Source organism: Shewanella sp. S23-S33 (genome assembly GCF_043359565.1).
In the GTDB taxonomy this organism is placed as follows: domain Bacteria; phylum Pseudomonadota; class Gammaproteobacteria; order Enterobacterales; family Shewanellaceae; genus Shewanella; species Shewanella oncorhynchi.
Genome location: NZ_JBHFFD010000042.1, coordinates 25,485 through 49,052, shown reverse-complemented (window position 1 = coordinate 49,052; position 23,568 = coordinate 25,485). Strand labels below are relative to the sequence as shown.

General features: G+C 43.4%; 21 protein-coding genes. 10 read left to right on the top strand and 11 right to left on the bottom strand.

Annotated features, from left to right (window positions below; genetic code table 11):
* Positions 1-352: 352 nt before the first annotated feature.
* Positions 353-760, top strand: coding sequence for a nucleoside diphosphate kinase regulator (gene rnk / locus ACHA99_RS10775; protein WP_028759704.1), 408 nt, complete (start codon positions 353-355; stop codon positions 758-760).
* 95 nt (positions 761-855) lie between these two features.
* Entirely contained in the window at positions 856-1,353 is a 498-nt protein-coding gene (locus ACHA99_RS10770; protein ID WP_263148927.1) for a GNAT family N-acetyltransferase, read from the top strand.
* An 83-nt stretch (positions 1,354-1,436) separates the two neighbouring features.
* Here ACHA99_RS10770 and fur read toward each other — a convergent pair whose 3' ends face one another.
* Positions 1,437-1,868 (bottom strand): ferric iron uptake transcriptional regulator, encoded by a 432-nt coding sequence (gene fur, locus ACHA99_RS10765; protein ID WP_028759706.1) that lies wholly within the window; start codon positions 1,866-1,868, stop codon positions 1,437-1,439.
* Positions 1,869-2,125: 257 nt separating this feature from the next.
* Between fur and cobB the strand changes: the two genes are divergently transcribed.
* From cobB to corA, 4 genes are all read left to right on the top strand, one after another.
* Positions 2,126-2,857, top strand: a complete 732-nt coding sequence (gene cobB / locus ACHA99_RS10760) for a Sir2 family NAD+-dependent deacetylase (protein ID WP_393942659.1) — start codon at positions 2,126-2,128, stop codon at positions 2,855-2,857.
* A complete protein-coding gene (locus ACHA99_RS10755; RefSeq protein WP_393942657.1) occupies positions 2,854-3,303 on the top strand; it encodes an ATP-binding protein in 450 nt (149 codons plus the stop codon). The genes cobB and ACHA99_RS10755 overlap by 4 nt, the downstream gene beginning before the upstream one ends.
* Positions 3,304-3,623: 320 nt before the next feature.
* Positions 3,624-3,995: a hypothetical protein gene (locus ACHA99_RS10750; RefSeq protein ID WP_168825387.1), complete on the top strand. Its 372-nt coding sequence runs from the start codon at positions 3,624-3,626 to the stop codon at positions 3,993-3,995.
* A gap of 127 nt (positions 3,996-4,122) precedes the next feature.
* The gene (corA, locus tag ACHA99_RS10745; protein ID WP_105252689.1) at positions 4,123-5,070 is read left to right on the top strand and encodes a magnesium/cobalt transporter CorA; all 948 of its coding nucleotides are present in this window, start codon (positions 4,123-4,125) and stop codon (positions 5,068-5,070) included.
* Between the two features lie 189 nt (positions 5,071-5,259).
* Here corA and ACHA99_RS10740 read toward each other — a convergent pair whose 3' ends face one another.
* Positions 5,260-6,522, bottom strand: coding sequence for an HD-GYP domain-containing protein (locus ACHA99_RS10740; RefSeq protein WP_393942654.1), 1,263 nt, complete (start codon positions 6,520-6,522; stop codon positions 5,260-5,262).
* Between the two features lie 118 nt (positions 6,523-6,640).
* Here ACHA99_RS10740 and ACHA99_RS10735 point away from each other — a divergent pair, with 118 nt between their 5' ends.
* Positions 6,641-7,336 (top strand): 2OG-Fe(II) oxygenase, encoded by a 696-nt coding sequence (locus ACHA99_RS10735; protein ID WP_168825391.1) that lies wholly within the window; start codon positions 6,641-6,643, stop codon positions 7,334-7,336.
* A gap of 15 nt (positions 7,337-7,351) precedes the next feature.
* On the opposite strand, the gene ACHA99_RS10730 is transcribed toward ACHA99_RS10735, so the two are convergent.
* The 4 genes from ACHA99_RS10730 to ACHA99_RS10715 all read right to left on the bottom strand — a co-directional run bounded on the left by ACHA99_RS10730 (position 7,352) and on the right by ACHA99_RS10715 (position 11,400).
* Complete coding sequence (locus ACHA99_RS10730) at positions 7,352-8,701, bottom strand: sensor histidine kinase (protein ID WP_028759713.1); 1,350 nt, start codon at positions 8,699-8,701, stop codon at positions 7,352-7,354.
* A complete protein-coding gene (locus ACHA99_RS10725; RefSeq protein ID WP_028759714.1) occupies positions 8,692-9,366 on the bottom strand; it encodes a response regulator in 675 nt (224 codons plus the stop codon). Before ACHA99_RS10725 ends, ACHA99_RS10730 begins: the two co-directional genes overlap by 10 nt.
* A 182-nt stretch (positions 9,367-9,548) precedes the next feature.
* Positions 9,549-9,908, bottom strand: coding sequence for a hypothetical protein (locus tag ACHA99_RS10720; RefSeq protein WP_028759715.1), 360 nt, complete (start codon positions 9,906-9,908; stop codon positions 9,549-9,551).
* Between the two features lie 169 nt (positions 9,909-10,077).
* Positions 10,078-11,400 carry a dicarboxylate/amino acid:cation symporter gene (locus tag ACHA99_RS10715; protein WP_028759716.1) on the bottom strand — a complete coding sequence of 441 codons (1,323 nt, stop codon included), beginning with the start codon at positions 11,398-11,400 and terminating at the stop codon, positions 10,078-10,080.
* A 222-nt stretch (positions 11,401-11,622) separates the two neighbouring features.
* Between ACHA99_RS10715 and ACHA99_RS10710 the strand changes: the two genes are divergently transcribed.
* On the top strand, positions 11,623-14,079 hold the full coding sequence (locus tag ACHA99_RS10710; protein ID WP_393942651.1) for a hypothetical protein: 2,457 nt from the start codon (positions 11,623-11,625) through the stop codon (positions 14,077-14,079).
* A 127-nt stretch (positions 14,080-14,206) separates the two neighbouring features.
* On the opposite strand, the gene astB is transcribed toward ACHA99_RS10710, so the two are convergent.
* Positions 14,207-15,541, bottom strand: a complete 1,335-nt coding sequence (astB, locus tag ACHA99_RS10705) for an N-succinylarginine dihydrolase (RefSeq protein WP_173244483.1) — start codon at positions 15,539-15,541, stop codon at positions 14,207-14,209.
* Positions 15,542-15,871: 330 nt separating this feature from the next.
* Between astB and topA the strand changes: the two genes are divergently transcribed.
* Complete coding sequence (gene topA / locus ACHA99_RS10700) at positions 15,872-18,514, top strand: type I DNA topoisomerase (protein WP_393942648.1); 2,643 nt, start codon at positions 15,872-15,874, stop codon at positions 18,512-18,514.
* 224 nt (positions 18,515-18,738) lie between these two features.
* Here the strand turns inward: topA and zomB are convergent, their stop codons facing one another.
* Positions 18,739-19,518: a flagellar motor control protein ZomB gene (gene zomB, locus ACHA99_RS10695; RefSeq protein ID WP_028759720.1), complete on the bottom strand. Its 780-nt coding sequence runs from the start codon at positions 19,516-19,518 to the stop codon at positions 18,739-18,741.
* Positions 19,519-19,746: 228 nt separating this feature from the next.
* Between zomB and cysB the strand changes: the two genes are divergently transcribed.
* The gene (gene cysB / locus ACHA99_RS10690) at positions 19,747-20,730 is read left to right on the top strand and encodes an HTH-type transcriptional regulator CysB (protein WP_028759721.1); all 984 of its coding nucleotides are present in this window, start codon (positions 19,747-19,749) and stop codon (positions 20,728-20,730) included.
* Between the two features lie 63 nt (positions 20,731-20,793).
* Here cysB and ACHA99_RS10685 read toward each other — a convergent pair whose 3' ends face one another.
* The 3 genes from ACHA99_RS10685 to ACHA99_RS10675 all read right to left on the bottom strand — a co-directional run bounded on the left by ACHA99_RS10685 (position 20,794) and on the right by ACHA99_RS10675 (position 23,386).
* Positions 20,794-21,456, bottom strand: a complete 663-nt coding sequence (locus ACHA99_RS10685) for a response regulator transcription factor (protein ID WP_028759722.1) — start codon at positions 21,454-21,456, stop codon at positions 20,794-20,796.
* A gap of 220 nt (positions 21,457-21,676) precedes the next feature.
* The gene (locus tag ACHA99_RS10680) at positions 21,677-22,141 is read right to left on the bottom strand and encodes an acyl-CoA thioesterase (RefSeq protein WP_168825401.1); all 465 of its coding nucleotides are present in this window, start codon (positions 22,139-22,141) and stop codon (positions 21,677-21,679) included.
* Positions 22,142-22,321: 180 nt separating this feature from the next.
* Positions 22,322-23,386, bottom strand: coding sequence for a 3-deoxy-7-phosphoheptulonate synthase (locus ACHA99_RS10675; protein ID WP_028759724.1), 1,065 nt, complete (start codon positions 23,384-23,386; stop codon positions 22,322-22,324).
* Positions 23,387-23,568 lie beyond the last annotated feature (182 nt).

Below are 23,568 nucleotides of genomic sequence, written 5' to 3'. Positions count from 1 at the left end.
TGTAATTTCGGCAGCGAATCGCAGTAAATGACAGGAATGGGATTGAGCTAACACCATGAAGACTAGATATTTTTTCTTCTACGGGTTAGATTGATGCTTCTCTACTACGCGCTCGTCTGTGTCATTGGCGAGGATAATGTGAGTAGAGCCATTAACCATGAGCTAAGTGCTTATGGCTTCAGTGCTGTTCTGCAAAAAATCTTGAACTCAAATTTATTTAACACGGTTGCAGTCTATCGCTGCGAGCGTATTTGTTTTATGGGGCTTATCGCATTGGGGGAGGGTAAGCAACAGAGTCGATGTTAGCCACAGTAACGGCTTAAACATCACATTTTTTTATGAGGGAAAAACTGTGAAAACACCTAAAATCATTATTTCGGAAATTGACTTAGAAAGACTAGAGCGATTATTGGAGTCACTGCCGGCAAATGCGTTTCCGGGCAAAGCGGCATTGGAGGCTGAATTAGACAGAGCCGATATTGTGCCTGCATCACAGGTGCCCGCGAATGTGGTGACCATGAATTCAGAAGTGAAGTTTAGCGTTTCATCCAGTAATGAGACTTTCTGTTTACGTTTAGTGTATCCAAAAGACGTGAACGGCGCGGGCACGATTTCTATTTTGGCGCCAGTGGGCAGCGCATTATTAGGGCTCTCTCAAGGTGATGAAATTGAATGGCCAGGTCCGGGTGGTTCTATGGTAAAAGTGCGTATTGAAGAAATCCTGTATCAGCCTGAACGCAGTGGTGATTTCCACCGTTAAGCTTGAGGTATTGGCGTAGTGTCGTTGACGTTACGCCAGTGCACTTTAAGCGAACCATTGGTTGATTTTTAAGTGCCATTTTTGAAGGAGCAAAGATGATAACCCAAACTGAACGGTTAATTATTCGACCATTTACTGAGCAAGATTGTGAAGCGCTTTATTTGATGAACAGTAATCCCGCGATGCTGAAATACATTCCCACCGCGGCATTTACAGCTCGCGAGCAGGCGGTTGAGTTGTTTCACAAGGTGATCCAAGTCGATTATCAGCAACATGGTTTTGGTCGCTGGGCGGTAGAGCATAAAGCTGATAAGCGGGTGATTGGTTTTTGTGGTCCGAAATTTATTCCAGAATTCAGCGAAGTCGAACTGGGTTATCGTTATTTCCCAGAGTATTGGGGAACTGGAATTGGTACTGAGGCCGCATTTGCTGCATTAGCTGAATTTAAACGTTTTGGCATTGACCAGACGATTGCACTTATCTTAGCAGGGAATCTCGGTTCTGAAGGTGTGGCTAAGCGTGTGGGCATGCATTGGCGTGAGCAAAATGAGTTTATGGGCCATAAAGTGAATATCTACGCCAAGGTGTTATAGAGGTTTACCCGTAAACATCATCCAATAAAAAACCAGCCTTAGGCTGGTTTTTTGCTTAATGCTTTATAAACACAATGGCCGACTTAGGCGTCGTTATGCTCACAGGTATCGTTGGTGCAAGTGCCGTACAAATATAAGCTGTGATTAGTCAGCTTAATATTGTGTTTCATGGCAATTTCATCTTGACGACGTTCGATGACTTCATCTGAAAACTCAATCACTTTGCCACACGATAGGCAAACTAAGTGATCATGATGATGCTGAGTCGATAGTTCGAAAACGGCTTTACCGCTCTCAAAATGATGGCGACTGACAATACCTGCATCATCAAATTGGTTTAACACACGGTAGACGGTGGCTAGACCAATTTCTTCACCGATATCGAGCAGCTTCTTGTACAAATCTTCTGCACTGATATGTTGGTTTTCAGGTCCTTGCATCAGTTCTAGGATCTTGACTCGTGGCAGGGTAATTTTCAAACCCGCTTTTTTTAGCGCTTGATTTCCATCTGTCATTGCTAATCTCTTGATTGCAGAACCAATAGGTTCATCCGTGGATAGAGTTTGCCATTATAGGTGCTCAGGTTGAAAACTTAAACCTTTGTTCTGGCTTTCTAGGGCGATATGCAGATAAATTGTGTCAATAGGCGTTAAATCACAATATTTTGCGGCAATTCAAGCATAGTTTTTGTATGGTTATACCAAGGAATAATATTCACGGCTGCCAAAGTCAGTGAGAATAATTCAAATAAATAAAATAATAAGGAATCAGCATGTACCAGCAAATTGTGGTGTTAACCGGCGCAGGGATCTCAGCTGAGTCGGGTTTACGCACCTTTCGCGATCAAGATGGTCTATGGGAAGAGCATCATATTGAAGACGTTGCGACACCAGAAGGGTATGAACGTGATGCTGAATTAGTAGAGCGATTTTACAATAGTCGTTGGTTGCAACTGCACAGTGGCACGGTTGAACCCAATGCAGCGCATGTGGCCTTGGCAAAGTTGGAAGCGGAGTTTAAAGGTCAATTACTTATCATCACACAAAATATTGATGATCTGCATGAGCGTGCGGGCTCGCGCCGTCTATTGCATATGCACGGTGAATTATCCAAAGGCCGTTGTCCGCGCTCGCGTCAGACCTTTATTTTACGTGAGCCCTTTGGTATCGATAATTGCTGTACTTGCTGTATTCCGGCTCAGCGTTTACGCCCCCATGTGGTGTGGTTTGGTGAAATGCCCTTAGGGATGGATCGAATTCACGATGCGCTCGATAACTGCGACTTGTTTATCGCCATTGGCACCTCTGGCACTGTGTATCCTGCCGCGGGCTTTGTGGATACTGCTAACCATCATGGTGCTCAAACAGTCGAAGTGAATATGATGGCACCTGATAGACACAGTCAGTTTCAATATCATCTCACAGGAAAAGCGGGGGAGTTAGTGCCTCAGTTGGTTGATACCATTTTAGCGGGTCGAGTGATTGGCAGTGAGTCGAACGCATGAGCGAAAAAGTTGCGATTATAATGCGTGGCTTACCGGGCAGTGGTAAGTCACATTGGGTTGAAACTTACATTCTTTCCCTTCCTTTAGAAAAAGCCATTGGCGTGCGGCAACGTGGCGTATTTTCGACCGATAGTTTTTTCTACCATGAAGATGAATACCGTTTCGATGCCAAGAAATTACCTGAGTTTCATCAATGTAATTTGACTGGGTTTATTCAGGCACTTTCTTCAAGTGAGCCAGTGGTGATTTGTGACAATACCAATCTGTGCCACTGGGAATACATGGCCTATGAAGCGGCGGCAAAAGCCTTAGGTTATCAAGTTAGAATTGTGCTTGTGGGTGAACCAAGCAGTCTGGCTCATCAGCAGGAATGCGCGAAACGTAATCGCCACGGCGTTTCTTTGGCACAAATTCAGCGGATGGCGAAGGGATTTGAAGATTTTTAATTTCAGGTACTTACTTAATTGTTGAGTATTGTGATCTGTAGCAATCAATTTTAGGTATAGGTCCCGCAGTGTTTTCGCCCTGTCATAAGTCTGTTGTACTCTGTTTCAACGTTCTGCTTTGTCTATGTGCATGTGTGTGGCTCATACATTCGCCTTATCTATTTGACTGTGCACTTTAAGCTTGATCCCAAAGACAGTTTATCCACATAACTCTGCGTATAATGCGCTAACTTGTGTGGCATTGAAGGGTCAATGCAAGATTGCTGCTGGCTTGACCGAGACCATTGAGCACAAGCGGACGTATATCAGAGGAAAGAGCCATGCTCATTAAAATTTTACTAACAGTCTTAGTTATTGCTGGCGCTTGGTTTTTGCTGGTGAAACGCAAGCGTCAGATTGAACCTCTGGCTGTTAATCTCAGTTCAAAGCGTTTTAGTGAACCGCTGTGGCGCCGATACCTGTTGACGGGTGTGTTTGTGGTGATTGGATTTAGCCTGCTGAGTTACAGTGTTTGGTATTGGCGCGATCAGCATAGAATTGTCACTGTGAGAATTGTGTCACCGAATGCCGACAATAACGGCGAGTATCGTGTGCGAAAAGGGGATATTTCAGACTCGAAAATGGTCACTATTGATGGCATCCATATTCGCTTTTCGACCCAAGAACGGTTGGCAATTATCGAAACCGACTAAGGCATATTTATTTTACTAAATTACCTTGCACGCCTTTTCATTGCCAACTTATGCGGTAAACTAGCGACAATTTTTTAGCCTGCACTTAAGTGGAATCGTTAACTTAAGTTTTTTTTCAGGAGGACAAATGATTACTGCTTATGTCTATGATAATCGTCACCTTACTGTGACAGAGCTCGGCATACTGGACAGTATTCCCGCGTCGACCATTTGGTTAGATCTGTATAAACCCGATGATGAGGAGCGAGAGTGGTTAAGTCATTTTTCTGTTGAAGAAGTGCCTGACGAAGAAGATATCAATGAAATTGAGGCCTCAGCACGTTTTTATCAAAACAGTGACGGCTTGCATATTAATTCGTTATTCCCACAGCGTGTCGGCCAAGATGTGCGCGGCGTTAACGTTTCCTTCAACCTTCGTAGCAATTTTTTACTGACAATTCGTGAAGAAGACGTAGGTCTTATCCGTTTACTGCGTAACTATTTGCGTTTGGGGCGGTTAGAAGTATCGACACCGCAGGAATTGTTTCTCGAATTATTTAATCTGAAAGTGGATTATCTATCTGACTTAATTGAAGACGTTTACACTGTACTTGAAAATGTCGGTGAGCAAGTATTTGATAACGACGAACTTGACGATGTATTTAAACTCATCACTCTGCAAGAAGACTCTAATGGTAAAATCCGATTAAGTTTGCTCGATACTCAGCGTTCACTGCGTTATATGCAACGTTATTATCGTGGCCAGCTATCCGATGAACATTTAAAGGACTTGCGGGAAATGTTGTCGGATATCGAGTCGCTGATGCCCCACAGCCAGTTTATTTTCGATAAGTTAAACTTTCTGCTCGATGCGGCCATGGGTTTCAGTGGTCTGCAACAGAACAAAATCATCAAAATCTTCTCGGTTGCCGCTGTGGTGTTTCTACCACCGACCTTGATTGCCAGTAGTTATGGGATGAACTTTGCCAGCATGCCTGAGCTTGAGTGGCAATACGGTTACCCTATGGCGATTGTGATGATGTTAGCCAGTGCCGCAGGTACTTACTTCTTCTTTAAACGTAAGCATTGGTTATAAGTCAGCCGCTAGCTGTGTTGATTTCTCGAATTAACAATAAGGGGCGAATGTAATATTCGACCCTTATTTTTATCACTGCCATTTAACTACGTTCATTCAATGACTTTTATTCAATGAGTGAGACTCGATGACTTTGCTTAAATGAGTGAAGCTCGTTAGACATAATCGTTAAGCCAGTTTCTTAATCAACTACTTACGACTATCGCCGCCAAAGTAGTAACTCACTCGCTCGCGCGGATTTAGATACTCGTGGACTTTTTCAGGAAGCGCCGCAGGTGGTAAGCAGCGCACTATGCTGATCCCTTCAATCTCTAAATCAACGATAGGCGCTTGGTCTTTAGGAACTAACGCATCGTAAACCAATATCTTAGGGCATAGCAGTTTAGTTAAGTTAACCGACATCACCATGGCATATTGACCGCTGGATAATTCCACCACACTGCCGGGGGGATAAATGCCCAGCATCTTGATCATCTTGCCAATATACTCTTGATTTAGCTTAGTTTTGTATTGCTTATACAAATGCCCCAGTGCGGCGTAGGGCATTCTGGCTTTGCCCTGTTGGCTTGGGTAACACAAGGAGTCATATTCGTTCACTACCGCAATCAGTTGCGATACCTTATCGAGAGCCTCTTCCTTTAGGCCTTTGGGATAACCACTGCCATCGAGAAACTCGTGGTGATTGGTGATTGCAGGTAAGGCTGCTTGGGGAAAATTATCGGCTAATTTGAGCAGTTCAATCCCAAGTAATGGATGCTGCTTGATAAAATTAAGCTCTGGTGCTGACCAAGATGTCGATTTTTTTAGAATTTGTGGTGGGATTTTTAATTTACCCACGTCGTGGAACAGGGCACTGAGACCGACCGTTTCGATTTCACTTCTATCCCATTCCATTTCTTTGGCGATCAGCATAGAGAGGATCGCAACATTCAAGGAGTGGTAGTAAATGCTTTCATCCTGCTTAGCATCACTCATCAAATGCAGCACTAAGTTATCTGAGTTGAGCAACTGTTCGACTATGGTGTGGACCAAATCTTTGGCGTCATCGACCGCATTTAAGGGGCGATTACGTAGCTTAGAGATGAGGCTGCGCATCATGGCTACTGAGCGGGTAAAATTTTGCTCAGTTTTATTAATGTCACGGCGTAATTTTTTTTGTACTTCGATTTGCTCAGCCTTGTATTGATCCATGTCGTTTTTAAGCACATTGATTTCAGCACTTGGCGGCAATTTGATAGGGTTGACCGCATCAGCATGTATCGGGGCGACGTCGCTGCGTTCTAAATCGACGATGACATGTTCGATGCCCAGATTTTTAATCAACTCGATTTGCGCAGCTTGTTTAATATGAAAGCTACTGAATAAAAAGGGATGATCTTTCCAAGCCACGGGCAAACGCACAAAGTTGCCGACTTGAAGTTGATGGACTGAAACTTTACAGCTTTTTTTCATATTCTTGTTATCGTGAAGCGTAATGTGGGTTATTTTATCTCAATGATGCTGCTTTACAATTACTTAACTAACATGTCAGCATAGTAAGCCTAGAAAGTAGCCACTCCATTGAGGAAGTATGGACTTTATTGAAGTATACCCTAATGCGTTGCCGAATGACTTGTGTGACCGTCTCATTCTGGCATTTGAGCAACATGCTGGCGTTGTTGATGGACATACGGGCAATGGCGTCGATTTGGAGAAGAAGATCAGCCGCGATTTGACCTTAGATAGTTTCGTCGACCTGCAGCCCATCAGAAACGAACTCTTAGGTTATACCTTAAAGGGCGCGGTAGATTATTTCACAAAGTATTCAATGGCATTAATGGGGGCGGTGTCAGTGTCAGTGAGTGATGAGCAGGGCCAACCTGTAACGCTAACTCCGACTAATTTTGCGACGCTGGGTGCGCCTAGGGCCGATGGCTTAGTGAAGTATTTGTATCGCAGTGGCAGTATTAATATTCAAAAGTATCAGCAAAATAAAGGCGGTTATCCCCATTGGCATTCGGAGCAATTCCCGCAGAATGGCCACAATGAAGCTCTGCATCGCGTCGTGCTCTATATGTTTTATTTAAATGATGTGGAAGAGGGCGGCGAAACCGAATTTTATTATCAACAGCGTAAAATCTCCCCCAAAAAAGGCACTATGGTGATAGCGCCTGCGGGATTTACTCATTCACATCGGGGAAATAAACCTGTGAGTGGTGACAAATATATTGCCACTTCTTGGATCATGTTTAATCGAGCCGAACAGCTATATGCGGTGATTGCCTGATAGTATCCCAGTTTCTTACACTGGGATACGGATCCTAAAGAGCGCCCCTTCTAAGCGACTTTCTTCAATTTTTAAGCTGCCACCGTAGCTGTGAACGATTTCATCACAGACAGCTAATCCGATCCCTTGCCCTGGGGACTGGGTATCGGCTCGCACGCCACGTTGGATAATCTTCTGTCTTAAGCTTTCTTCAACACCTGGGCCATCATCTTCAACAATGAGTTCAAACTCACCTTGTGAGTTAATTTTAGCCGATACATGCACTTGGCTGATACACAGGCGGAAAGCATTTTCCATAAGGTTGCCACACAGCTCCATTAAGTCACCCTTGTTGCCGGGGAACATCAAGGAAGGGGAGATGTTGGCCGAGAACTGCACTTGTTTTTCTCGATAAATTTTAAACAACATTTGTGCTAATTGATCGACTAAGGGCGCAATAACAGTTTGTTCTTGCTTCAGGCCTTGGCGGCCTAACATGGCCCGTTTTAATTGGTATTTGACCAGCTGATCCATCTGGCTGACTTGTTCCATGATCTTTTCGCTTGCCGATTGTTTACTCAAACTGGCGTCATCTGTAATGGCATGCACGGCGGCTAAGCGGGTTTTAAGACTGTGTGCCAAGTCATTCATAGCATTTTGATAGCGCTGTTGTTGGGCACTAGATTGTTGCAACATCTGGTTGAGTGCTTGCGTTACGCCTTCAAGTTCAACAGGATAGCCCTCAGAAAGTGATTTACTCTTACCTTGGTTAATTGATTGCAGTTCATTTTGCATCCGTACCAAGGGACGCATGCCCCAATAGGCGGCGCTGACTAATAGAATTAAGGCTAATGCCAATACCATAGCTAAACGAATATAAGTACGTTTACTGAACTTACTGTATTCTTGTTCCAGTTTGGCGGCATCTTTCATGACAAGGAGGTTGTAATGCACACTGGCAATTTCTACCGCGAGCAAATAGACGAAATAGCCTCTGTCGTCAGCCATGGTGAGGTAGTAGGGCGGGGAGTCGTTACGGATTTCGTTAAAACGCTCACAGGTATCAAATAAGCCACGATCTACTGCGAGGGATGAGGTCCAAACCTGCTTAAATTTGTCATCGCAACTCGCTATCACATAACGCTCTTGTTTATTATTTTCTTCCAGCCAAGCACTGGTATCGGGGATAAGATCGTGCTCCCGTAATTCGGCGGCGACTTGGGGAATTTCGGCAATGAGTTGGGCCGTTTCTTCGTTATAACTATTTTGCGCATGCAGAATATTAACCATCCATGCGAGACCAAAACCCACTAAGGTAATAATTGATAGCGAGGTGAGAAACATCCGTGTCAGCAGACGTTTCTTGAATTTTAATCTTAATTGCATGGCAGGTTAAATTTATATCCTTGGCCGCGGATGGTCACTATGGGGTTATCGATACCATCGCGGGTCAGTTTTTTACGCAGGCGGCTGACCATGACTTCAATCGTATTGGGATCGCCTTCCTTATCACCATAAATCACATCGAGTAAACGTTGCTTGGCGACAACCTCATGACAATGGCGCATCAAATATTCGAGGATTAAATATTCAAAGGCAGTGACCTCCATGACTTCGTCACCCAGAGTGACTTGTTTGGCGGCGAGATCGAGTTTCAATTCTCCACTGCAAATCACGGGTTTAACAAAACCTGCGCTACGGCGCACTAAGGCATCAAGCCTTGCGACAAGCTCTTCTTTTTGAAAGGGTTTCACTAAGTAGTCATCGGCTCCGGCGTTTAGGCCTTCGACTTTATCCTGCCAATTAACTCGTGCCGTGAGAATTAATATTGGTGCTTTAAGACCCGCTTCACGGAGCTGTTGAATTAAGCTAATACCATCTTGATCGGGTAACCCTAAATCGACAATGGCGACATCGATGGGATAATTAGTGGCTTGATAAAAACCTTCTTTGGCAGTCAGTGCCACTTGAACTTGATTGCCGAGATCGCTTAATTGCACTTTTAAGTGGTGGGATAAAATAGGATCGTCTTCAACAACCAAAATTCTCATAATATAATGCCTTAAAGTGTATGAGCTAAGCTTTAGCAAACTAGTCTACGTAAAATCACACTGATAACCAAATAGAGGATCAGCATATCTTAGTTGAACTTAACCTTTGCTGACCGAGTTGAACTTGTGGTCAAAATAAGTACTAATTGATTGTTGAATAAGAAGGTTTTGCCGTTAAAGTGTTAGCGTATCGGGGAATTTCCCCAAGGCGATTTTTGTTTTCTGATCCGCAAAATGCCGTTGCCACACATAATCGCGCCTAAGGTAAATAACATCACCGCCATCATGATAAAAGACAATCTCAACCAAGGCATTTCTTGCGCTAATCGCAGATGTACCGCTTCAATGGTTGTGACGCCCCATACGGCAAAGACACTTATAAATAATAAAATTTGTAATAAACGAAGTAAGTAAACTGAGTTAAAAAATAAGACCAAAGGCGCAAGTGCAAAAGGAATAGCAAAGTTAATTTGTTCGTAACGTACGAAGTGGGCACTCAATAACCAGCATGCAATCAGGATCCAAAGACTTCTCCACCACATTTATACCCCTCCCATTAAACGTATTAAAATAGTAAACATAATGTATCTAAAAACAAACTTCCGTACTATTGGCGCGTTCACATTTTGCTAACAATAGACATGTTAACTGTATTGCGTTCAAACAAAAACGCCCAACTGAAGCTGGGCGTCATTTTGGTCTTTGTGAGGTTTAGTTCGATTTATCTAAATGATGAACTTGCTCATCAAAACTTCTAGCAACTTTACCCGCTTGAGTGTTGTTAAACACTTGCTCGTTAAATTCGCCCTCTGATTTAGCAATAATTACAGTTGCTACGCAATCACCTGTGACGTTTACAGCAGTACGTACCATGTCGAGTAAGCGATCGACACCGATAATCAGGGCAATCCCTTCCACTGGTAAGCCAACTTGATTTAACACCATGGCCAGCATGATAAGTCCGACACCTGGAACACCCGCGGTACCAATTGATGCTAATGTGGCTGTCACAACAACAACGGCATAATCGGTTAGTGAGAGCTCAATGCCAAAAACCTGCGCAATAAACACAGTGGCAACGCCTTGCATGATTGCTGTGCCATCCATATTAATGGTAGCGCCTAACGGTAGCGTAAAAGCGGCGATTTTATTATCGACACCTAATCTATGTTCAGACGCTTCTATGGTAATGGGTAAAGTGGCATTTGAACTGGCGGTTGAAAAAGCAAACAACTGCACATCGCGCATTTTACGAATGAATATTAAGGGGTTGAGGCCTGAGAAAAGTTTTAAAAGGATTGGATAAACGATAAACGCATGGACCAGTAATACACCTAAGACCACGAAGAAATATTGAACCACACTACCAAAGGTCTCTAAACCGAGTGTTAATGCAAGTTTTGCCATCAGCGCAAACACACCATAAGGCGCGAGTTGCATGATCAGTGTCACGACACGCATGATGACTTCATTTAAATCTTCAAACAACGCCGCAATACGTTTGCCGCGCTCACCAATATGGGCAATAGCAAAGCCAAAAATGACTGCAAAAATAATAATTTGCAGCATATTACCTTCGCTCAATGCCTGCATCGGATTGGTAGGCACTATGTTTATCAGCACATCAGCAAGACTTGGGGCTTCTTTTGCGACGTACTCCATTTTTTCTGACGCCAGTGAGGCGTTTCCAGGATGTATTAGGGCTGCGCTGACAATCGCAATCACTAAAGCAATGGCGGTCGTGAATAAATAGAAGGCGAGGGTTTTCCCCCCTAAGCGGCCTAATTTTGAAGGTTCACTCAGTGAGCAAGTTCCGCAAACTAATGAAATAAAGACTAAAGGAACGACTAACATTTTTAAGCTGGAGATGAAGATAGTACCGATAACATGCAAGAAACCTTCGGTAATATAATCTTTTACTATATCGCTTTCTGGAAAGGCATTACGAAGAAAGAGGCCTAAAGCAATACCTGTTCCCATACCGATCAGAATTTTACTTGTAAGGCCGAGTTTATTTTTTATAGAAATTGCCATAGAGAGTCCTGTGTGTTTTTTATACATTCTATTTTTTGGCGCTCACAAGACTAGCAAGAAAATCGTGAAGATGAAATGACAATTAATGTTAAAGTATTTATCAGATTTGCGAAATAAAATAAGATAGTTATGGGAAAGTTGCGTGAAAATTGTGTAATGTTAGCCTATAAGTAATAAGCGTCTCGCTTAGGTATTATCATCAGAGTAACAGGGAGCCTGACAATGAAGTCAGCGTATAAGGTTTTTCTCGCAGGATTGTGTTCGCTTTTATTATTAGCATGTGGTGGTGGAGGCAGTATCTCTGATGATGGTTCCGGTACTCCGCCATCTGATAAATTTGTTGTTAAATTAGAATTAGTTAATTCAGATGGACAGGCAATAACAGATATTTCGAATGATATCCCTGGAAAGTTGAATGCGACTTTAACTAAGAATGCGAGTGCTCTTGCTGGTGCGCGAATAGTCTTCAGTATAGATGGACAAGGAGCTCTAACTCCAGATAGTGGTGTCACTAATGCAGATGGTAAAGTGTTTATTAATGTCTTACCTGGAAACAAATTAGGTTCAGGTAAAATTACCGCCACTTACACACCTGCAAGTGGAAGCACAGCTACTGCCGATATTTCTTTCAATACCAAAGGTGATGGTGGTGCATCAACTGGAGGTGCACAGGTGGCTTTAGTAATGGTGAGTGATCTTGAGTCAAAAACACCTATATCAACAATAACATCTCTTTCACCTGGTTATCTTATTGCTAATGTTACAGGTATTTCCAAGCAAACAATTGTGCAATTTTCCAGTACGCGCGGTGAATTACCCATTGATACCGCTGTTACAGAACAAGGTGTTGCTTATGTTCAAATTTTAGCAGGTACCCAGCCAGGTGCAGGTAGTGCGACAGCAACGTTACTAACGGGAGAAAAATCGGAACCACTAGTGTTTAGTATCGGTGTGACTAATGTATTTATGGGGAGTGGTTCTCCATTTCAAAATGGTGTTGCATCTGTTGAGCCTTCGGTTGTTTCAGCGGGTGGGACTTCAAGTGTCTCTGTAGCTATTCAGGATGACGCTGGAAATCCATTTGCAGATCCAGTTGAAGTACAATTTACCTCTGTTTGTGCTTTGAAGGCGAATGCTGAAGCCGAATTAAGCACGCCTGTAGTCGCGGTTAATGGTATTGCAACCAGCACCTACTTAGCAAAAGGTTGTGTGGGGGACGATACTATAAATATAAGCGCAAATGTTGGTGGAAAATCTCTAACCGCCAAGGCGACGGTAAATGTCTTACCTGCAAGTGTCGGCAGTATCTTTTTCCTAGAGGCAGTACCTGAAGTCATTAGGCTTAAGGGAACTGGTGGGGCAGAAGCCTCAACCGTGAAATTTAAAGTAATGGATAAAAATGGTATTCCGGTTAGTAATCAACGTGTGAATTTTTCGCTCAATACTGAAGTTGGCAATATCACTCTTGATCCTGAGTTTGCTACTACAAATGGTCAGGGAGTTGTTCAAACGGTAGTTAATTCGGGCTCAGTATCAACAAGTGTAAGGGTTACTGCAGTGGTTGCTGGCAGTACGCCAGCAATATCGAGTCAATCGAATCAATTAGTTATTTCGACAGGTTTACCTGACCAAGATAGCTTTTCTTTATCGGCATCAAACCTAAGCCCTGAAGGTTGGGATTACGATGGCATTGAGGTTGATGTGACGGCACGATTGGCTGATGCATTCAACAACCCTGTACCCGATGGCACAGCGGTTTCCTTTACCACAGAGGGCGGTGTGATAGTGTCTTCGTGTCAGACAGTTAATGGTGCTTGTTCGGTTAAATGGACAAGTCAAAATCCTCGCCCTACTGGTGATACGTTAGCCATGCAAGGTAAAGAACCTTCGTTAGATGCGGAATTGGGTCAACCTTATGGCGGGCGCGTGACGATTTTAGCGACGGCTATCGGTGAAGAATCTTTCCCCGATACTAATAGTAATGGACGTTTTGACGCATCTGAATTAGCTAATTTTTTAAGTAAAAAGGATGTATCGGGTAATCCGTATGACTTAAGTGAAGCGTTTGTCGACCATAATGAAGACCGTATTTTTAACCCAAGTGTAGCAGGTGGTGAAGAGGGAGGGGATGCTGAAGTGTTTACTGATTTTAATAGTAATGGCGTTTATGACCAAGCAGATGGTTTATACAATGGTAGTTTGTGCCAATTAGATGCTAATGGCAGTAAACATGCAGGCTGTGCAGCGGGTAGCACTTCGCTGAATGTACGTGCTTCATTAGTTTTGGTTATGTCTGGTAGTGATGCGATGGCTTCAATTCCTCTTATTACGGATAGTTGTGTAGATGATAACACTAAAGCTGATGTATGTGATGGCCTCAACGATAACAATACAATTGATATCATAGGTAAATCAACTGGGGGAGTTACTATCATTATTGGTGATTTACATAATCAGCGATTACCTTCAGGAACAGTTATTACGTTTACCCCCTCAGCTGGTAGCTTAGCAAGTAAAGGCTCTTTCACTGTCGCATCTTCAAATGATAACGGGGCAGGAAAGTATAGCGTTCTTATAAAAGGTGCTGACCAACCAGATGCAGGATCATTAGTGATTGAAGCACTGACTAAAAAAGGTGTTTTGACGCAGATTGCAACGATCCCAGTTGTTATTCACTAGCCATGATGTGTATGAAGTAAAAATATTAGCCAGTGTCAACGCTATTTAGGACGGGTCACAATATAAATAAAAAGCGCACTTAATTGTGCGCTTTTTAGTGTTTAGTCTTTAGAATTATATTTATTCATTAACGCTGGAACTGATACACGCTACCTAGTTTCATGATCTGTGTCAGTTCATCTAGAGCTGTTCGAGATTCGATGATTAGCTGAGGGTCTGCAAGATCTTGGGTGGTTAATCTGTCTCGATAATGTTTGTCTACCCAAAGGTTTAAACGAGTAAATAAAGCATCATTCATCAGAGTGTGTTGATTTACCGCTGCGACTTCCACTTCATTCATGGCGACACGTAAACGAAGACAGGCAGGGCCGCCACCGTTTTGCATGCTTTGTTTTACGTCGAAATAAAGCACTTGCTTAATCGGCGTGTTTAACGTGAGTAATTCGTTCAAATAGGCAAATACCGCGGGATTTTCTTGGCAATCTGTTGGGGCAATAATCGCCATTTCACCGGATGGCAATGTAATAATTTGAGTATTGAATAAATAGCTTTTGACTGCGTCGTTAATTGCTACTTTCGCGGTGGGCACTTCAATGAAATACAGCTCAGTGTCGAGTTTACGTTTAATTTCATCGATCTTATTCTGGGTATTTAAGAAGGCTTGTTCGTGGTAGAACAGGACATTTTGATTACCTACTGCGATAACATCGTTATGGAATACACCTTGGTCAATTACATCAGGATTCTGTTGGATGAAGACGCAATTATCGTCTTCCAGCTGATGTAAGCGTGCGACTGCCATCGACGCTTCTAAGGTTTGTCTTGCTGGATATTTTTGCGGTTTAGGTGCGTTGGGATTGGTGGCTTCTTGTCCATAAACAAACAGCTCAACACCAGCATGGCCGTATTCATTGCAGAGACGAGTGTGGTTTGCGGCACCTTCATCACCGAAGCTATTATGCTCAGGTAAGTGACTATGGTGATGAAAATAGTGGGGATCACTGAAAGTTGCTGTTAATATGCGCCCCGTTGTCAAAGGCTCGATGCTGCGATGCAGTTTATCGACTAAATTTGCTGGGGTAAAATGCAGTTTGCCGTCACGTGTATCTGCACTTGGTGAGACGGTAGCGGCATTGGCTGTCCACATACTGGAAGCACTGCAACAGGCATTAAGTAACATAGGCGCTTCTTTTGCCGCTTGTTTTAATACATTAGCATCAGAGCCGGAAAATCCAATTCGGCGCAATGTATAGAGATCTGGGCGCTCTTGAGGAGCTAATATTCCTTGAACCATGCCCATATCGGCTAGTGCTTTGGCTTTTTGGAGTCCTTGTTTTGCTGCAGCTTTGGGGTTGGAAACTAAGGCGGCATTGCTAAGTGAGGCTACATTGCCAAAAGACAACCCTGCGTAATTGTGTGTTGGTCCAACGAGTCCATCAAAATTCGCTTCAAAGTGCTTCATTGCTTATCCTTGTGATAGGGAAAGTTATTATTTGTTCATATGGTCCCTGAGGGAACCCAGTATACTGAAGCTTTTCGAGTGCACAAGCGGACGGTTTTGTGCTCAAAGCGACTTTTTCACGATAAATGCATAACTATTTCTTGCTTGCTGGCAAATAATGAAATATTAGTTTTTAATTACGCATATTATATTTTTACATTTTTTCAACTTTGATTAAAAAGTGACTCGCTGGTACATATAAAAGAGGGATTAACTTGAAACTATCAGTACAACCCTCTATATATGGTGCCAATTTCCACCTTCTTGAGATTTTTTGGCGCAAATTAAACTATGGGTAAATCGCTAGTTATTGTCGAATCACCGGCCAAAGCTAAGACTATTAATAAATATCTTGGCAAAGAATTCATCGTTAAATCGAGCGTAGGTCACATCCGTGATCTGCCGACATCATCGACTTCAGAAGGCAATGAAAAGGTTAAATCCGCTGTCGAAGTTAAGAAGATGTCGCCAGAAGAAAAAGCTCAATATAAAAAGGTGAAAGATCAGCAAGCGCTAGTGTCTCGTATGGGCGTAAACCCTGAAAAGGGCTGGGCGGCTAAGTACCAAATTTTGCCGGGTAAAGAAAAAGTCGTTAAAGAGTTACAGGCACTTGCCGATTCTGCTGACCAAATCTATCTCGCAACCGACTTAGACCGTGAGGGAGAAGCTATCGCCTGGCATTTGCAAGAGGTGATTGGTGGTGATCCTTCACGGTATCAACGTGTCGTTTTCAACGAAATTACTAAGTCTGCGATTCAAGATGCTTTTAGTAAACCGTCGACACTCGACACTAACATGGTTAATGCCCAACAAGCGCGCCGCTTCTTAGACAGAGTTGTCGGTTTTATGGTGTCGCCTCTGCTGTGGAAAAAAGTTGCTCGCGGTTTATCCGCTGGGCGAGTGCAGTCGGTTGCCGTGCGTTTAGTGGTCGAACGCGAAAGCGAAATCAAAGCCTTTGTGCCTGAAGAATTTTGGGATGTACACGCAGAACTCAATACGCCCGCTCAAGAAGCTTTGCGGATGGAAGTGGTTAAGCATCTAGATGCTGCCTTTAATCCTATCAATGAACAGCAAGCGATGGCTGCGGTTCAAGCGTTATCGGCAGCAAGTTTTACAGTGCTAGCCCGCGAAGATAAAGCGACTCAAAGTAAACCATCGGCTCCCTTTATTACGTCGACACTGCAACAGGCCGCGAGTACACGCTTAGGTTTTGGTGTGAAGAAGACCATGATGATGGCGCAGCGACTTTACGAAGCCGGTCATATCACTTATATGCGTACCGACTCGACCAATTTGAGTCAAGAAGCCGTTGAAAACTTGCGCGATATGATTGCCAAAGAATTTGGTGATAAGTATCTACCCGCCGAACCGATTCGATACGGATCGAAAGAAGGCGCACAAGAGGCTCACGAAGCGATTCGTCCATCAAACGTTCAAGTGCAAGCAGCGACCTTATCTGACATGGAACGTGACGCTCAGCGCTTATATGAGCTTATTTGGCGCCAGTTTGTCTCATGTCAAATGACACCTGCACAATATGATGCCACTAAGTTGACAGTAAAAGCGGGTGATTATGAGCTCAAAGCTACGGGACGTACCTTACGTTTCGATGGTTGGACTCGCGTACAAACAGCGCTTAAGAAGAAAAACGAAGAAGACAATACGTTACCATTCGTGGCTCAGGGCGATGTATTAGCATTAAAAGAATTGCAGCCTAAACAACACTTCACTAAGCCACCAGCACGATACAGCGAAGCTTCTTTAGTAAAAGAATTAGAAAAACGCGGTATTGGCCGCCCATCAACCTACGCAACCATCATTTCAACGATTCAAGATCGTGGTTATGTAAAAGTCGAAAATCGTCGTTTCTATGCCGAAAAAATGGGTGAAATTGTCAGCGAACGATTGGTGAGCAGTTTTGCTGATTTGATGAGCTATGACTTTACCGCCAGCATGGAGCAAACATTAGATGATGTGGCTCGGGGCGAGTTAGACTGGAAAAAAGTACTCGATGGTTTCTATGCTGACTTTACTAAGCAATTAGAAAAAGCGGAGCTAGATCCCGAAGAAGGTGGCATGCGTCTTAACCAAATGGTGATGACGGATATCAAGTGCCCAACTTGTGGTCGTCCTATGGGGATCCGCACTGGAACGACTGGGGTTTTCCTTGGTTGCTCTGGTTATGAATTGCCCCCTAAAGAACGCTGTAAGACGACGATGAACCTCACGCCTGGCGTTGAGGCGATTAGCGAAAACAGTGAAGATGCCGAAACAGATGCACTGCGTGCGAAGCACCGTTGTAGTATTTGCGGCACGGCAATGGACAGTTACCTGATCGATGAGAAGCGTAAGTTACACGTCTGCGGTAACAATCCAATCTGTGAAGGCTATGAAGTCGAAGAAGGCCAATTCAAGATCAAAGGCTATGAAGGTCCACTGATTGAGTGTGATCGCTGTGGTCACGATATGGAACTGAAAAATGGTCGTTTTGGTAAGTACTTTGGCTGTACCAATGAAGAGTGTAAGAATACCCGTAAATTACTGAAAAATGGTGAGGCGGCGCCGCCAAAAGAAGATCCTATTTATTTACCCGAACTGAAATGCAGTAAATCGGATGCCCATTTCGTATTACGTGATGGTGCGGCGGGTATCTTCTTAGCGGCTAGTACTTTCCCTAAATCACGTGAAACCCGTGCGCCTCTGGTTGAGGAGCTGGTTCAATATCGTGAGCTGCTATGGCCTAAGTATCAGTATTTAGCGGATGCGCCAGTCACTGATGATGAAGGCAATAAGGCTGCGGTGAAGTTTAGCCGTAAGACGAAAGAGCAATACGTTGCGACTGAAGTCGATGGCAAAGCCACGGGTTGGTCTGCGCATTACGTCAATGGGAAGTGGGTGAGTGAATCTACCAAGAAGGCCAAGAAAGGCGCATAGTGACTGATTAAGCTAGCTTAACGCTAATAGAACAACAAAAAGCCAAGTCAAATATGACTTGGCTTTTTGTTTGTGTGTTTTCGATATTAATTTGTTCTATAGATAATAATTCAAACATGTTGAGTACTTTACACCTGCAGATACAAACTGACTCACAATGACTCGGTAGCATGAGTGGCAAATGTGTCGCTAATTCAACTTAACGGTAAGCAAATAGAGACTGATCACCATTTCTTTTTAGGTTGAAACAGCATATCGATATCATCTTCTTCATTTTTAGGTCTAGGCGCACTGGGCTCAGATTGTTTCTGTGCCCCCATAATTTCATCAAGTAATTGTTTAGCCTCATCGACTTTACGCCCAATGAAGGGATCATTAGGCGTTTGTGCCTTAATGGCGTGTAATGTTGATAGGGCTTTGGTTACCATTTGTTTTGATGAGCCATATTGCTTCATAAAACTGGCCGCGCGGGCACGAGAAAGCATAGAATCGACATTAATTCTGAGCTGTAAACTGTCGATGCGGCTTTCTTCTTGAGCAAAAATGCTCGGATCGACTTTACCTTTATTATGCTCGGCTCTGAGTATCGCCTTTAATTTTTTTAAGGTTTGAACAAGCGCTAAAATTTGTTTGTCATTATCGGGTAGTCTGAAATTCTCAATTGGAGGAGTTTGAGGTTGTCCAGACTGTAAGCTTGTTATTTGATTATTAATATCGGCTAAGCGGCGTTGGTAGTCTGACTGTTGTTGGCCATTACTGATCGCTGTTGCAGATTGCAAGGCATCTTGTACACGCCGATACAAAACCAACACTATATTCGTGCTACAAGGCATCATTCCTGTGTTTGATAACACAGTTTCAGTTTCATCGATAATTGCTCTTTGACGGGCAAATTCAATGCGACGCTCAGCCTCTACACGTTCTTTTTGTTGCTGTAATACGTTAATTCCGATAACAAGCAGTAAAAGCGCACCGATGAGGATCAGAACCAAGGTGAATGACATAGATGTTCCATTATTTATCCAATTGAGCTAATGCTACAATAAATCAATAAACTAGCATAGTTATCTTAGCCTAGGTTATCATTTCTGTCGTATGAATCTGTAGACTTGTGCTCTATATTCCTATTTGCTTTAATTTTTACTATATACTATAACGATTGATTATAGCTGAGAGTGCTTTGAGGGCTCAGTTGTTAATGGCATTTTGCGTGTTTGAGACAAGGAAATAAGATGAAACTGCAACAACTCAGGTATATTGCTGAGGTCGTAAAACATAACCTCAATGTATCGGCGACAGCTGAAAACTTGTATACCTCTCAACCTGGGATCAGTAAACAAGTTCGTATGCTTGAAGATGAGTTGGGGATCCAAATATTTGGTCGTAGCGGTAAGCATTTAACCCATGTCACACCTGCGGGTTTGCAAGTGATCAGCATTGCCAATGATATTTTAGGTAAAGTTGAAAGTATCAAAAAAGTGTCTGAAGAATATACTAAGCCAGATCAAGGTGAGTTAAATATTTCCACAACAGATACTCAGGCACGCTATGCATTACCGACGATAATTCGTCAGTTTATTGATCGCTATCCTAAAGTGAACTTGCATATGCACCAAGGGACACCGTCTCAGATCAGCGAACAGGCTGCTCGCGGTGATGCAGATTTTGCCATTGCGACCGAAGCAATGCATTTATATTCAGATCTGATAATGTTGCCTTGTTACCACTGGAACCGCTCTATCGTTGTGCCCAAAGACCATCCTCTTGCGACCCGCAATCAAGGCAGCTTGATTAGTATCGAAGATTTAGCCCGTTTCCCCTTAGTGACCTATGTCTTTGGTTTTGACCGTGCTTCTGAAATTGAGAAAGCGTTCAATCGGGCCAATTTAGAGCCGCGTGTTGTCTTTAGTGCGACCAGTGCCGACGTGCTTAAAACCTATGTTCGTTTAGGATTAGGGGTGGGGGTCATCGCGTCTATGGCCATTGATCCAAATGTTGATAAAGATTTAGTTGCTATTGATGCTGGTCATTTGTTTGCCCACAGTACGACTAAAATTGGTTTTAGGAAGGGCAGTTTCTTGCGCAGTTATATGTATGATTTTATTCAGCACTTTGCGCCGCATTTAACCCGTGATGTGGTGGAGAAAGCCGTAGCATTACGGGATCAACAGCTCATAGATGAAATGTTTGCCGATAAAAATCTGCCAATGCGTTAACTTGGATGATTTACAAACATAAAAATGCCGCTAATAAAAGCGGCATTTTTATGGGTTTAGCGATTAAGATAAATCGACTTTATCCATCTCGAGTTGCGCAAGGGCAATAACTGCTTGAGTGCGGTTGCGAACGCCAAGTTTTCTAAATATGGCAGTCGCGTGCGCCTTGATGGTCGCCTCAGACACGCCAAGATCGTAGGCTATTTGTTTATTTAATAACCCTTCGGCAAACATCTGCAACACTTTATATTGTTGCGGCGTGAGATCGGATAACTTGCTGGCCATTTTATCAATGGCATCGTCATTGATAGCAATAATCTCAGTGCCTTTAGGCAACCAAATATCACCGAATAACACCGCACTTAGCGCCTCTTTTAGGGTTTCCATTGAAGCTGATTTAGGGATAAAACCACTGCTGCCATAATGAATCGCACGGCTAATGGTATTGATATCCTCGTGGGCTGAAATCACCACAACGGGTAACTCAGGATAATGTGAGCGTAGGTGGATAAGCGTGGAATAGCCGTGGGACCCGGGCATCTGCAGATCTAACAGTACAAGATCGTAATCGACGCTTCGAACATCCAATACAGATTGCAGTGCGTCAGCACTGTCGGCTTCAAACCACTGTGCATGCTCGAAAGCGCTGGTCAGCGCTTGACGTAGTGCATTTCTGAACAATGGATGATCGTCTGCGATAATAATATTTAAGTTTTCTAGCTTCATGGCTTTTATGATTATGTTCGGTGCGCGTGAAGATTGAACTCAATGTAACAGAAAAGTAATCAAGGATCCTATTGCTTTATTCAGGAATAAGGACAAAATTTTGATATGTTTCTGGTTGTTAGACTTTGGTCGGTGTTTTACAGGGAAAAAGATGGACAGTATAGTTTCAATTGAAAGCCCGAAAGTACGGGCTAACCTATACTTTAAAATCGTCTAAAAACTACCCATATGTCCACACTTTTGTAGGATTTCGTTGTTCGTCAACCGCAACAAAGGTGAACACACCGCGTATGGCATGCTCTCGATGGTCTTGATACATGTCTTCGACATAGATGTTGACTTCAACTTTTAATGACGTATTACCTACATGGATCACACGAGCGATGAGTTCTGCTAGTGTGCCAGCTGGGATAGGCTTTTTAAAATCAATTCTATCGGAACTCACTGTGACTAAGGTTTTACGGCAGAAACGAGTTGCCGCAATAAAGGCTGTTTCATCCATCCACGCTAAAGCTTCGCCACCAAATAACGTATTGTGATGGTTGGTGATTGAGGGGAATACTGCTTTAATCACGCGCGCTTCTGAGGAATCAATTCGAGTTTGAATCGCGTCAGGAAAAGGTGTTTCAGCGGCTTCGATTCGTGAGGTATTTTCGGTGTTTGTGGACATGGGGGTAAGCGACATACAGCAACCTAAGGTAATGCAGCAAAATAAGCTCGAATTATAAAGATTTATGGTGGTTAAAGATAGAAAACTACAGGCTTTAACCTGCAGTAGGCATATGACTGAGGGTAATGTCATGCTTCCAATAAAAAAACCGAAATGAGATCGGTTTTTTATTGGACGATTTATTCTACTTCAGATTTATTTGGTTAACAGTGCTTTTCTTTCGCGGGAAGCCGCTGCGAGCTTACGTAGCAGAATTTCAGAGTCGTCCCAATGTAAGCAGGCGTCGGTGATACTTTGGCCATAACAGAGTGGCTGGCCTTCAACGACTTTTTGATTACCTTCTTGTAAGAAGCTTTCAGCCATAATACCTGCGATGGCAGTGCTGCCAGCACGCATTTGAGTCATAATTTCATCGGCGACCATCAGCTGTTTGAGATGGTTCTTCTCACTGTTTCCGTGGCTGAAATCGATAACCATACGTTGAGTTACCCCAACAGATGCAAGCTGTTGACGCGCTTCTTCGATATCTTGTGCGTGATAATTAGGTTTTTTGCCACCACGTAGGATGATATGGCCAAACGGGTTGCCGTGGGTGCGATAGACCGCCATAGCGCCATCTTTATCCGGTGAATAGAAAACATGTGGCACTTGTGCGGCACGCACTGCATCAACGGCAATATTGATGTTCCCATCAGTACCATTTTTAAAGCCAACCGGGCAAGACAGTGCTGAAGCCATTTCACGGTGGACTTGGCTTTCCGTGGTGCGCGCACCAATAGCGCCCCAAGTGATGAGATCCGCTATGTACTGACCGTTCACCATATCTAAAAATTCGGTGGCGATAGGCAATTTTAATTCAGTGATTTGTTGCAGCAATTCGCGGGCAATGCGTAAACCTTTGTTTGGTTCGAAACTACCATCGAGATCGGGATCTGAAATTAATCCTTTCCAACCGACAATTGTGCGGGGTTTTTCAAAATAGACGCGCATTAAGATACACAAGTCATCTTTCAATTCTTGGTGTAACGCGGCTAAGCGTTGAGCATAATCTAATGCCGCTTTAGTATCGTGGATTGAGCATGGGCCTATGATCACCAATAGACGTTGGTCTTCACCCATAATGATGGCTTCGACTTCACGACGTTGCTGAACCAGATAATCGGCTGCATCTTGAGTTAATGGGAACTCAGATGCCAGTTGCGCAGGTGAGATGACTTTTGCTAATAAGGAAGTGCGTAGTTCGTCTGTTTTTATGGTCATTCAAAATACCGAGCTTGCGTGCGGCGCTTTTCGCCAGATTGCCTCGGATTATAACGAATCGAACCGAGTTGCACAGTGCCAATTGCGTTAATTGTCGGCAACTGTGCAATGAATTTGATTTAAGTTAGTTTCTTTTAGACTAAATTCACTCGGTTTCTTTTGCTGATTTTGGCTTATTAGGC